Annotated in this window: 14 protein-coding genes and 1 pseudogene; 10 read left to right on the top strand and 5 right to left on the bottom strand. The window is 54.8% G+C overall.

Going from position 1 to position 11,847, the window contains the following annotated elements; genetic code table 11:
• Positions 1–73 precede the first annotated feature (73 nt).
• The gene (locus CUC53_RS00780; RefSeq protein ID WP_100292394.1) at positions 74–1,018 is read right to left on the bottom strand and encodes a D-2-hydroxyacid dehydrogenase; all 945 of its coding nucleotides are present in this window, start codon (positions 1,016–1,018) and stop codon (positions 74–76) included.
• 161 nt (positions 1,019–1,179) lie between these two features.
• On the opposite strand from CUC53_RS00780, the gene CUC53_RS00775 reads away from it, so the two are divergent.
• On the top strand, positions 1,180–1,761 hold the full coding sequence (locus tag CUC53_RS00775; RefSeq protein ID WP_100292393.1) for a YjaG family protein: 582 nt from the start codon (positions 1,180–1,182) through the stop codon (positions 1,759–1,761).
• A gap of 206 nt (positions 1,762–1,967) precedes the next feature.
• Here CUC53_RS00775 and CUC53_RS00765 read toward each other — a convergent pair.
• A pseudogene (locus tag CUC53_RS00765) lies at positions 1,968–2,164 on the bottom strand (transposase); the annotation flags it as partial.
• A gap of 148 nt (positions 2,165–2,312) precedes the next feature.
• Positions 2,313–3,050, bottom strand: coding sequence for a 1-acylglycerol-3-phosphate O-acyltransferase (locus CUC53_RS00760; RefSeq protein WP_100292392.1), 738 nt, complete (start codon positions 3,048–3,050; stop codon positions 2,313–2,315).
• Positions 3,051–3,185: 135 nt separating this feature from the next.
• Here CUC53_RS00760 and CUC53_RS00755 point away from each other — a divergent pair, with 135 nt between their 5' ends.
• From CUC53_RS00755 to hemE, 7 genes are all read left to right on the top strand, one after another.
• Positions 3,186–3,920, top strand: coding sequence for a DsbA family protein (locus tag CUC53_RS00755; protein WP_100292391.1), 735 nt, complete (start codon positions 3,186–3,188; stop codon positions 3,918–3,920).
• A gap of 255 nt (positions 3,921–4,175) precedes the next feature.
• Positions 4,176–4,460 (top strand): cold adaptation protein ActJcold adaptation protein ActJ, encoded by a 285-nt coding sequence (gene atcJ / locus CUC53_RS00750; protein ID WP_100292390.1) that lies wholly within the window; start codon positions 4,176–4,178, stop codon positions 4,458–4,460.
• Between the two features lie 23 nt (positions 4,461–4,483).
• A complete protein-coding gene (gene atcA / locus CUC53_RS00745; RefSeq protein ID WP_100292389.1) occupies positions 4,484–5,044 on the top strand; it encodes a cold adaptation protein AtcA in 561 nt (186 codons plus the stop codon).
• 12 nt (positions 5,045–5,056) lie between these two features.
• Positions 5,057–5,824, top strand: a complete 768-nt coding sequence (gene atcB / locus CUC53_RS00740; protein ID WP_100292388.1) for a cold adaptation protein AtcB — start codon at positions 5,057–5,059, stop codon at positions 5,822–5,824.
• 11 nt (positions 5,825–5,835) lie between these two features.
• On the top strand, positions 5,836–6,738 hold the full coding sequence (gene atcC / locus CUC53_RS00735) for a cold adaptation protein AtcC (RefSeq protein ID WP_100292387.1): 903 nt from the start codon (positions 5,836–5,838) through the stop codon (positions 6,736–6,738).
• A gap of 215 nt (positions 6,739–6,953) precedes the next feature.
• A complete protein-coding gene (gene nudC / locus CUC53_RS00725; RefSeq protein WP_100292507.1) occupies positions 6,954–7,748 on the top strand; it encodes an NAD(+) diphosphatase in 795 nt (264 codons plus the stop codon).
• Positions 7,749–7,903: 155 nt separating this feature from the next.
• Positions 7,904–8,971, top strand: coding sequence for a uroporphyrinogen decarboxylase (hemE, locus tag CUC53_RS00720; RefSeq protein WP_100292386.1), 1,068 nt, complete (start codon positions 7,904–7,906; stop codon positions 8,969–8,971).
• Positions 8,972–9,181: 210 nt separating this feature from the next.
• Here hemE and slyD read toward each other — a convergent pair whose 3' ends face one another.
• Both slyD and CUC53_RS00710 read right to left on the bottom strand, forming a co-directional pair.
• Positions 9,182–9,796: a peptidylprolyl isomerase gene (gene slyD, locus CUC53_RS00715; RefSeq protein ID WP_100292385.1), complete on the bottom strand. Its 615-nt coding sequence runs from the start codon at positions 9,794–9,796 to the stop codon at positions 9,182–9,184.
• Positions 9,797–9,951: 155 nt separating this feature from the next.
• The gene (locus CUC53_RS00710) at positions 9,952–10,158 is read right to left on the bottom strand and encodes a YheV family putative zinc ribbon protein (RefSeq protein ID WP_100292384.1); all 207 of its coding nucleotides are present in this window, start codon (positions 10,156–10,158) and stop codon (positions 9,952–9,954) included.
• A gap of 39 nt (positions 10,159–10,197) precedes the next feature.
• Here CUC53_RS00710 and CUC53_RS00705 point away from each other — a divergent pair, with 39 nt between their 5' ends.
• Both CUC53_RS00705 and CUC53_RS00700 read left to right on the top strand, forming a co-directional pair.
• Positions 10,198–10,830: a hypothetical protein gene (locus CUC53_RS00705; protein ID WP_100292383.1), complete on the top strand. Its 633-nt coding sequence runs from the start codon at positions 10,198–10,200 to the stop codon at positions 10,828–10,830.
• Between the two features lie 102 nt (positions 10,831–10,932).
• Positions 10,933–11,832, top strand: coding sequence for a chemotaxis protein (locus tag CUC53_RS00700; protein WP_100292382.1), 900 nt, complete (start codon positions 10,933–10,935; stop codon positions 11,830–11,832).
• The last annotated feature ends 15 nt before the right edge of the window (positions 11,833–11,847 follow it).

Genomic DNA, 11,847 nt, shown 5'->3' with positions numbered 1-11,847 from the left:
AATTGCTAACTAACCTAGATAAACCAAGCCCTACCCATCAGGTGGGGCTTTTTTATCGGCTCAAGTTAATGAGTTAATACCCCCGATCGAAGTCGATGTTGCCGTCGAGCGGTTGGCCAGCAATAAAGCGAACATAGTTGCGGATAAAGACCTGAGCGACCTCTTCCGGAAAGCTATAAGCACTGTTATGAGGGGTAATCGTGAGATTAGGAAGGTGCCAAAGTGGGCTATCAGCAGGCAGCGGCTCTTGCTCGAACACATCTAGTATGGCGTGTGCCAACCTGCCAGATGTTAAGGCCGCGATGAGATCGCCAGTGTGTACCGCGCTGCCACGGCCGACGTTAATCAGTACAGCGCCGACTTTACAGTGCACGAACCGAGCGGCATTGAACAGATGGTGAGTGTCGCGGGTAGCCGGTAACACGCTGACAATCACATCTGCTTGGGGGAGTACCCTGTTAAGCGCAGCCAGTTGATAGATCTGATCAAACCCCGCTTTCTCATGGCCGCTGTGGCTGACCCCGAGCACCCGCATCCCAAAGTGTTGGGCAGTGTGGGCAAGATGTTGCCCAATGCTGCCGGTGCCAAGCAGGAGCAGGGTTTGGCCCTTCAGTCCTTGGTAGGGGTGTGATTGCCATTGCTGCTGTGCTTGCTGCTGCCGATAGCACGGGATTTGCCGAGTCAGATTAAGCAGATGACCAAACACGTATTCACTCATCAATGGACCAAAGATACCGCGCACGTTAGTGAGTTGATAATCACGGCGACTGCCGATATCCAGTAGGGTATCAACCCCAGCATAGGTCGCTTGTAGCCAACAAAGCTTATGCGCCTGATCTAGCAAAGGTTTGGCGCGGGCCGGTTCGGCCATCACAATATGTGCTTGGCCGATGAGTTGGGCGGCGGCGGCGTGGTTGTCAGCACGAAGAATGTGCAGATGAGGGAGGCTTGCGGCTCGCAGTAAACGCTCATAGTGGTCGTTGTCTTGGCTAAGTAAAAGCAGGGTATGTTGGCTCATGAGATCCTTCCTTACAGCGATATATCAGGCAGTTCGCTAGCGTGGTTGCTGCATGTTACCTGAGTTGTTTGCGTAACATAGCCGACCAGGGTGCTTTTTCATTTTCGTCAGTTCTCTCGTGGGCTACAATCCGTCCCACATTTTGCAGAGGATTCTCCCCAGTGTTTGGTGACAAGTTTTATAAGCGACTAGCCGAGCTTCAGCCTTGGCAGCAGACGGTCTACACCTTGGCGCTGGCAGAGCGCATGTACCCTAACTATGCCCTGTTCAGCCAAGCCTCTGGCTTTGGTAATGCGAACGCCTTTCGCCAAGCATTAGATCAAATGTGGGGTTATCTCACCGTGAAGAGTTCTCGGGTTAATCTGGGGGCGATCCTCGAAGAGTTCGAGTCACATATTCCAGACCCACGAAAATTCGAATCTTACGGCGCCTATCCCGCATTGGATGCCTGTGTGGCGCTAGGGTGTGCTTACAACTCGGTGATTTGCAGGGTCGGCGAAGAGGCCATGGATGCAAGCCACGCTTCAGTTGGTACTGTCGCTGGTTTTATCGAGTTACTGGAAGAGCGAGAACTGAACGAGGAGGAGCTATATGAGCATCCATATATGGAAGCTGAGCTCGAATTTCAGGTCGAGTTGCTCAAGCGGGTGGCACATGAGCGCGACAGTGATCGGATCTTAGCGATTAAGCTCTTTGCCGCTCAAGATGGGGTCTCCAACATTGGTATTAGTTTGGAAGAGTGATCGGCCCTTAAACACCGCTCTTCTTAGCACGGTTCAGTTGCTACCTTGCGCTAGGGGCGTGCGTGACTTGCTCACGTTGTAGTGGTCAACTAAATCCGAACTCTTGGTTAGGTCGATTTTCGGCTTTTGTTGGCGGTATCCCGTCACTGTGTTGATGTGGGTACCGCCAGTTGTAGTAATCCATCAGGTAATAACTGATATCCCGTTTTCTGCTGTTCCGGGGTCAGCGCTTTGCTGATTGAGGGGCCAGAGTATTCGGAAAGCGGCTGAACCCAGCGGCGAAGCACGGTTTCACCGACATCCAGTGAACGGCTGGCTGCGGGAACAGAATACCCCTGGTCGAGCACTAGGGATGCGGCTGCGAGTTTGATTGGGCAGTACATGAGCGACGAGATCTCGTCATTGAACACCTCACATTATGGTGGCGACTGTACCACCTAACATAGTGTCCGAGATGATTAGACCACTACAGATTGACTTGGCAAGAGAGCTGGCACCGTGTGAACCGCATAATAGGCTGACCACGGCACCTAGACCTTTAGAAGTGGGCCCTAGCTCTGTGTTTGGGAGGGGACAAGGCCAAGTTTGCTGTCGAGTTCGGCCAGCTTGGCCTCCATTCTTACTCGGCAAAGATCAGACAACTCCCGAATACCGGCGGCGCCATGCTCTTTACTGCTGCAAGGAGCCATTAGCTCCAATAAAATCTCGCCATTATCCCAGCGATTAAGGTCTATTTGACCAAAGTAGCTAGAGCAAACGATCGGCACCACAGGCACGCCCGCTTGTACCGCCGTATGGAATGCGCCAGCCTTGAATGGCAATAAACCACGACCACGTGAACGAGTCCCTTCTGGGAACATCCAGATTGAGGTGCCCTTGGCTTTAATCCGATCCACCACCTGCCCGATGGTGCCAATGGCCCGTGAACGGTTGGAGCGATCAATCAAAATATTGCCAGAGAGCCAGAACAGCAGACCAAAGAAAGGGAGCCACAGCAGGCTCTTCTTACCCACCGCCACCACCCCGGGTTGGACTGCGCCGGTGACAGTGAAAATATCAAAGTTACTTTGATGGTTGCAGACATACACGGCTGGGCCGACGTTTTTCACCTCCTCGGGCAGGGTGATCTTGACGCGAACCCCAATGAGTGGGCAAACAGCATGGTACATCTGAGCAAAGACATAGACGTTGTTAGGGTGGCGCGGGCGCACCAAACAGAGCAGCAGGCCGAACAAGAACCAGAAAATAAGCAATAGACCAAGCAGCAAAACGCGGGCAAGTTTGAGCATCGAACACCTCTAATTTGGACTCGCCGCAGTATACTGATCCCCCTTTTAGCGAACAAGCGTGAGCCAAATGCGATTGCTCGCTTCGTGGAGCCCTTAATGAATCTCAACTCAACCTACTGTCGAAAGAGGATACTGATGAACCTACGCGCTCTGATTGCCGCAACCCTGATGACTGCCGCGTTAACGCCGTCGCTCTCTGCCGCCCCGTTCACCCCAGAGCAAGAGACGCGGATCAAAGCGCTCATTCGTGAAACCCTGATTGCGAATCCGAAGATCCTCGACGAAGCGGCCGACGCTTGGGAGCAACAAAATAGTGATGCGCAAGCGTCTCAGCTTGGTAACGTGATTAAGGGCAACAAAGATGTACTCTTTAGCAGCGCAACCAGCCCACGCTTTGGTGCCAAAAATCCAAAACTGACACTGGTACTGTTTACTGACTACAACTGCGGATATTGCAAACAATTTGATCCGCAATTAAACCGATTGCTCAAGGAGCACCCGAATGATCTGGGGTTGGTGATCAAATTGTTACCCTTCAAAGGGCCCACCTCTGCCAAAGCGGCGCAATACACGCTGACCCTCTGGCAACAGGCTCCCGCTCGCTTTCTCGCGCTGCATGACCAACTGATGAGCAAGCAAGGGATATTGACGGAAACCGATATCAATAAAGCGCTTGCAGCCACCGACAATGTGGCGCTTAACGTTGAGGGTAAGGCAACCGAGGAGCTGCGCAACAGCTTGCGTGTGGCAACCTTACTGGGGGTACAAGGAACGCCTGCGACCCTGATTGGTAACCAGTTGGTCGCGGGGGCCCTTTCCTACGAGGAGCTCGCGCAATTGGTGAAGGACGAGCTGGCAAAGTTAAGCTAGCGACCTCATTAGGCCAGATACCTACTCGCACCAGTGACGGTGTGGTCGTGCCTGTAGCGGTGTGGGGGTGAATACGATAAATCAGCCGCCAACCCTCCTTGTGGGCCGTGATCTAGCAAGCGGCATGTGGCGAACATGGCGGATCAGGACAATTTCCATTAAAGTCACCTGTTTTTGCCGTATCCGGCTTACCAAGCGAAACCATGACGTTTCCAATGTGGTGCGACGGATGATACCAGTGATGCAGGACCTATCATGAACAACTACTTTCGGGTACTGGGCGTCAAGTCCAACGCCAGCGAAAACGACATTAAAAAGGCCTATCGTCGGCTGTCGAATCAGTACCATCCGGACAAGCTGCTCGGCGTCAGCGACGAAGAAAAAGCACTGGCAGCCATCAAGCTGCATCAGGTAAAGCAAGCGTATGAAGTGCTGTCCGATCCGAAACAGCGGGCCGCCTTTATCAAAGATTTCAACAACGTCATCGTGACTGACCCCACCTCTGCCATGCAGGAGATGTGGGATCAGTTCTACCCCTGACACAGCAGCCAGAAAGAGTAACTATGCAAAAGAGATGGGACCAAGCGCGGATCCAGGCGCTGCAAAGCGATGCCAGCGAGAATATCGAATCCTACCGCGATCAAGATGATCCGAAAGGGCTAGAGCAGTTCACCAACCAGATGAAAGCCATGCTGCTGGCCGACATGAGCATGTTGGAGTTTATGCCTGAGTACCTGCCACTCGCCCTCTACGGCCGAGTGCAGTTCCCGCCCAAGGCCAAGGGGCAGTGGCATACCTGGCTTGCTAGCGGCGAGCAACCTAGCTGGGACGAGTTCAAGGTAACGGTCGCGTTTAGCAACGCTGCCCTGCCGCTGGTCAAAGCGGTGCGGGCCCAGAGCGAAGATCAGTTAATGGAAGCGTGCGCCGTGCTGTTTTTGCTCTGTCATCCCAAAGAGAATCCACTACTGCGCGGCAACCACCGTGCCGATAATGAATTGCGCGACGACGAGGATGACGACGGGGAAGATGCTGACGCCGACTACCACGGTGGCAACGACCGCGACGGTGACGGTGACGGTGACGACCAAGGCGATCACGATATGTACGACGAAGTCCGTTTCTAATTGGGGCAAAGCATGAGCAACAGTCTGATAGAAATTACCGCCATCGAGATCAAAGAGCTGGCCGTCATCGAGCCAAAACAGGCCAGTCAAAAGTTTGAGCTGATCGCCAAGACCATGTCTGACGAGCAGCTAGCAGAAGTGATTGAACACATTGATATCGTGACCCTGACCCAGATCAACGGCCAGCACGACATCTCCTTCCCGTCCATCATCTCTGAGCTGATGACCCCAGAGCGGATCCGCGACATCGTCTGCCAACAACCGCTCTACTGGGAAGAGGCGATCAAAAACAACGCTGACGAGCTGCAACAACACACCTTCGACTTTCTCAACTACTTGATCCGTACTCAGGAGAGCGAAGCCAAGCAGCGTGAGATCCTAGAGTGCATCGCCGAAGACCCCGCCGGCCTCTTTTATCTTGCCATCCCCTTTATCGAGTTCTATCGCGGCGATCGCTATGAAGAGGATGAAGGATATCGTGACGTGCTCCATGCGGAGGAAGAAGATCTCGAAGAGTCGCTGCGCTACAGCGAGCGCCAGCAGAGCGAGGGCACACACGACTACGCGCTGGATGATCCGCGCAGCCTCTTGATGCTGATCCGTGAGCAGGCTCCTGCGGTAGAAAAAGCCATCAAGGCTCTGCTGCGCAGCGAAAATACGACGTGGGACGGCATCATCAACAAGTTTGCCGCCGAGCTGGTGATGCAAGCAAAAGCGAAGAACAACATCGCACAAGATGAATACGGCGACGTCGACGACATGTTTAGCTTTCTGGATTAAGGATCTCACTGATGCAGCTAGTCATCCGCGAGGCCAACCAAGGCCCCTTTCTCAGTCAGGTGCTGCGTTTTGGCACGGAGCGTGAACTATTGACCCCTCAGCAACTGGCCGCCATCAAGGGCAAGGCGGTGCTGATGAGCCTCAAGTTCGCCGACAAGTATTACAACAAATATAAGATGCACCTCTTAGAGCAAGCCGCCCACGATGTGATTGGCGTAGTGAGCCTCGGCCTACAAGAGCTATCGCAACGCGATACGAGCAAAGCGCTGGCACTGTTGCAAGCACCAGAAGGCCCGATTAAGCCCTTTCAGAAAGGGTGGTCGATGCTCATCACCGTCAGCCCCAAACAGGCTGGCAATAGCCTCTATGGTGAGGTGGATGCACGGCTGCTGGATAAGATCTCAAGCCCTCCTGATATCGAGGAGTGGCAAGGGTGGCAGGAGTATGAGCAAGCGCTGGCTGAGCACAACAAGAGCCGCCTGATGGCGCTCATAGATCAGCACTACTTTGCCTGCGAGAGCGATCATCCCACCATGGAGGACAAGCTGGCCGAGGCACTGCTCTACCGCATCCTGTGCGGCAAGGGCAGCGGCGCGGCCTCACTCAAGGTAAAGCAGGATCTCAAACGCCAACTTGCGCGGGAGATAGCACTCGACGAGCGCTGGTATGACACCGACTATCTCGCCGCCCAGCTTGCCCTGATGCTGGCTGAGCTGCCCGCCGACATGGCCGTCGCCCTGCGCCACGAGTTGAGCCCAGGTTTTGTGGCCAACCTACTGCACACTTTAGGTTTTGTCCGCCAATACCAGCAGTTGCAAAAAGAGCACGCCTCGCCGGAGAAGCTCGACAACATCGAGATGCGCGCTGGCCTCAAGCATCCCCTGCTTGGCTGGCCGCTCTACCATTATTTTTAAGTGAGCAGAAACCGGAGCGTACATACAGTACGTGAGGATTTCGAGCACTGCCCGAGGCCCAAAAGGCAAGTGAAACAGCCCTAATAGGATGGGCTCTTAAGTCTGTGACCTAGGTCAGTGATAACGTTATTGGTGCCGCGTTGCTCCTGACACGCTGAGCGATGCAGGGTTAACTCGACACCTGATGCACTTTTAAGAACAGAGCTTGGATGCTTATGTCATTAATTGAACAAGCCCGCTGGTTTGTACTAGGGGGCACTCATCAGGTACTGCTCGACGAGCAAGGCCAGATTCCACAAGGACCGCGCCACCAGTTGCCCAGCAGCTTGCACCACGCAACATTTGAACACTTTGACGAATGGGACGGGGTGCCCTGCTATCTACTCGACCTGACCACGGATGGCCGTATTAGCCAAGAGCCCTTGACCGCACACATGGCGCCACTGCGCCAATTGATGGTGACGGGAGATGCCACCGGCTTTCAGCTCGCGGGCCGAGCTTGGCAACTGGCCATCTTCCGCCGCACTCACCGCTTTTGTGGCGAATGTGGCGCACCGATGAGCCCTAAGTCAGATGAGTGGGCCCAAACCTGTGAGCAGGGACATACCGCTTATCCCCGTATTTCTCCCTGCATCATAGTGGCAGTACGCCGAGGCGCAGCCATCCTGCTGGCGGCCCATCATCGTCACTATCAAGCCGATGATCCCATGTATACCGTGCTGGCAGGCTTTGTCGAAGCTGGGGAAACTCTAGAGCAGTGTGTGGCGCGGGAAGTGTTTGAAGAGAGCGGGATCCGAGTCAACAACATACGCTACCTGGCAAGCCAACCTTGGCCCTTCCCCCACAGTCTGATGATGGGGTTTGTGGCTGACTACGAGAGCGGCGAAATTAACGTGCAGGAGCAAGAGCTGGTCGCCGCCGCATTCTTCACTGCAGATCTGCTGCCCCGCTTACCCCCTCACGGCACTATCGCTCGGCGGCTGATTGAGCACTGCCTGCATCACCCGTGAGCCATGGGCTGTGAGGCAAAGTCGGTGGCAGATTTGCGCCCCTTCACATCTTTCGAGACAAACCGCGGTGACCACGGCGTTGGCCTCCCCCACTGTGATGGACAAGGTGGTATGATGGCCGCCATTTTATAGCTGAGATGAACGTGAGAACTGGGATGAACGAGCTGAAGAACGATCGCTATCTGCGCGCCTTGCTGCGCCAAGACGTAGACATGACCCCGGTGTGGATGATGCGCCAAGCAGGGCGTTATCTGCCGGAATACAAGGCAACTCGCGCCCAAGCAGGAGACTTTATGTCCCTGTGCCGCAACGCCGAGCTGGCCTGTGAAGTGACGCTACAACCGCTGCGCCGCTACCCGCTCGATGCCGCCATCCTCTTCTCCGACATCCTCACCGTGCCCGATGCCATGGGGCTCGGTCTCTATTTCGAGCAGGGTGAAGGCCCGCGCTTCGAGCGCCCGATCACCTCCATGGCCGACGTGCAGGCGCTGCCTATTCCGGATCCGGAAGATGAACTGGGCTACGTGATGAATGCGGTGCGCACCATCCGCCGCGAGCTGAAGGGCGACGTGCCGCTGATCGGCTTCTCCGGCAGCCCTTGGACCCTGGCCACCTACATGGTAGAAGGTGGCAGCTCCAAGGCGTTCACCAAGATCAAGCAGATGATGTACGCAGAGCCCATGACCCTGCATCTGCTACTCGACAAGCTGGCCGACAGCGTGATTAGCTACCTCAACGCCCAGATCAAAGCGGGTGCGCAGGCGGTCATGGTGTTCGACACCTGGGGCGGCGTGCTCACCCCGCGCGACTACCGCGACTTCTCCCTGCAGTACATGCACAAGATCGTCGATGGCCTGATCCGCGAGCACGACGGTCGCCGCGTGCCGGTCACCCTGTTTACCAAGAACGGCGGTCAGTGGCTGGAGCAGATTGCCGCCACCGGTTGCGATGCGCTGGGGTTGGACTGGACCACCGACATTGCCGACGCCAAGCGCCGGGTCGGTGACAAGGTGGCGCTGCAGGGCAACATGGACCCTTCCATGCTCTACGCCACCCCCGCTCGCATCCGGGAAGAGGTTGGCTCCATTCTGGCCGGTTTCGGCCACGGCAATGGCCACGTCTTCAACCTGGGTCACGGCATCCATCAGGATGTGAACCCGGAGCACGCCGGTGTATTCGTCAACGCGGTACACGAGCTCTCTGCCCAGTATCACGGCCGCTAACCTTGATGTCGTGGTGTTCACTCGCCACTACATCTGCAGGCTGTGCCAACCGAGCCATCGGACTGGCATCGCGCCTTAGGCCAATCGGCCATCCAGCCAAGGCGAGGGAAGGGCGGCACCAATAAAAAAATCCGAAACACGAGCGATCGGTTTCGGATTTTTTATAGGCGTACTTTAATAGGCGTACTAAAAGCGATGGCAATCAGGGGATCAGTGCTGATGTCCCTTACCACCACAGCTGCCACCACCACAGCACCCGCCATGAGCGTGGTCATCACCGTGATCGTGATGACCATGACCACCGCCACAGCAACCACCATGGTCGTGGTCGTGATCATGGCCGTGGTCATGACCGCAGCCATCGTCGCCATGAACATGGCCGTGCGCCAGCTCTTCCGCCGTTGCGGCGCGCACATCTTTGATCTCGACCTTAAAGCCGAGCGTCACACCAGCCAATGGATGGTTACCATCAACCTTGACAAAGGTTTCTGATACTTCGATGACGGTCACCGGACGATGGCCTTCATCAGTTTCAGCAACGAAGGTATCCCCTTCTGATACTTCCATCCCGTCAAACATCTCACCTGGGACTTCCTGCACCAAGGTCTCATCATACTCGCCATACGCTTGGGCTGGTGCAAGGGTGACCTCAAACGCCTCACCCACGGCGCGGCCTTCTAATTCAGCTTCAAGGCCTGAAACCAAATAACGAGTACCGTGCAAATAGACCAACGGCTCTTTACCGACGGTGCTGTCGATGACGTCACCGTGCTCATCGGTAACTGTGTATTCCAACGTAACCACGCTCAGGGGTGCTACTTTCATGTCAAGATCCTGTGGATAGAAAAAACGGCCAAAGGATACCCTAAAAAGGGGACCAAGCATATGGCTGAAGCGGGGGGCACAGGATGCAATACACATTACCTGCTGGCCGGCTATCAGCCATCATGGTCACTCATCACCCAGGTTCAGCATCCATGTTATTCGGGATGAAACAGCCCAATCACTTGCTCATTTTGACGAATTGCGTGGTCTACCGCCTCTTGGGTCTGCACTTGGGTATCGCCACACGCGACACACGTCACTTTCTCGACTCCATGCTCTAGATACAGCATCATATTGTCCACCTTGCCGCACGCGGGACACACCGCCCCAGCAATGAAGCGTTTTTTACGTCTAGTTTCCATTTTTGTTACCTCCAAGCAGCATCATATCAGGGTTTCTACATGCACTACGCCATCGAATATCACCACGACTCTTCCCCTTATATGGCGGTGGGTAGTCGTAAACGAACATCCGCTGGCCAGCTACTGCGGATCATCGAGGGCATGGCATTACTGCGGGTTGGCCAACACGAATGGCTACTGCCCGCTGGGAGCTATTTTTGGCTCGGCGCCCATACGCTAGCTGCCTTCACCCCACTCGCTAACTGCCGCTATGACGGCGTACGTTGCTCTTTACGAATGGATCAGCCCGCTCATGTTGGGTGGGTACGTCCCTCTGCATTGCTGACGGCATTACTGAACTCCCTCCAGCAATGGCAACGCCCGCAAACATGGCAAGGCGCTTATGGGCAGCGGTTACACCTCATCGCTGATGAGTTAATGCAGTGTGCGATTGCCCCGCAGGGCGATGAGGCATTACAGACCCATTGGCAAGCATTTGTCAGCGGTCATACCACAGCCCCCCCATTAGGGCAGCCGACACTAGGGCCACAATGGCAGTTACTGCAAGCGGTACGTCAACTGAAAGGGGGACGCAAGGCCAGCTTGGTTGCGAATGAATCAGGCTATGGTGATGAGGCTGCACTCGGACTCGCTTGTCAGCGTTGGCTAGGCCTAGCACTGGATGAGCTCTAACCAACAGAGTATGCGAGGGAGAAATAAATCCCCTGTGTCCCCACATCTCTTATGCTAAAAGCCTGAATTGATTGTACTCAATTGACCAACTGGATACCCACTATGACCAGTAAAGCCAATCAATCTCAAGGGATGTTGCTGTTCCGCCTCTCCCCCTTGCAGTCGTTTGCTATCGGTACGCTGAAAGTCAAAGAGATTGTGCCGTACACCACACTGACGGCGATACCACATGCCCATCCAACCGTGCTTGGTGCAGCCAATATGCGAGGCACAACCATTCCTGTCATCGACATGGCCATGGCGGTGGGGTATCGGCGACTCAGTAAAGAGGAGCTCTCTCACTGCTTCATCATCATTACTGATTGCCGACGTATGCTGGTGGGATTTTTGGTGCGTGGCATCGATAAAATTATCGAGTGCAATTGGCGCGATATTGAAGCGCCTCCGACACCCCTTGGCCACCGTCTTTTTGTGACCGGTGTCACCTACGTGAATGGTCAGTTGATCCAGCTGCTGGATGTTGAGCTGATTTTGTCTCGCATTTATCCCGATGATCCTAGCCATCTCTACCCAGTGTTGACCGACGTACAACGTGAACGGCTAAAACCGATGCAGATTTTGCTGGTGGATGACTCTTCGGTTGCCCGCCACCAGCTGATGGCCGCACTCGATCACATCAATATTCCCTATGCGGTATGCAATAACGGCAAAGAGGCCTTGGCCTTGATGCAGACGCGAGCCCGTGGCCACCAACCCTTTGATATCTTGGTGAGTGATATCGAAATGCCAGGGTTAGATGGCTATGAACTGGCATTCGAGGTGCAAAACGATCGCCTATTGGCTGGGGCTTATATCATTTTACATACCTCACTTTCGAGCAAGATAAGCGTTGAACGAGCCCATCAAGTGGGTGCCCACGAGGCACTGACGAAGTTTGAAGCCAATGAACTTATCCAAGCAATGCTGCGTGGCGCACAGCACCACGATAGCTTGCCAGCCTGAGATAACGGAACAAGA

Origin of the sequence: Aeromonas cavernicola (assembly GCF_002795305.1) — a bacterium.
GTDB classification, from domain to species: domain Bacteria; phylum Pseudomonadota; class Gammaproteobacteria; order Enterobacterales; family Aeromonadaceae; genus Aeromonas; species Aeromonas cavernicola.
This window is presented reverse-complemented; position numbering and strand designations above follow the sequence as displayed.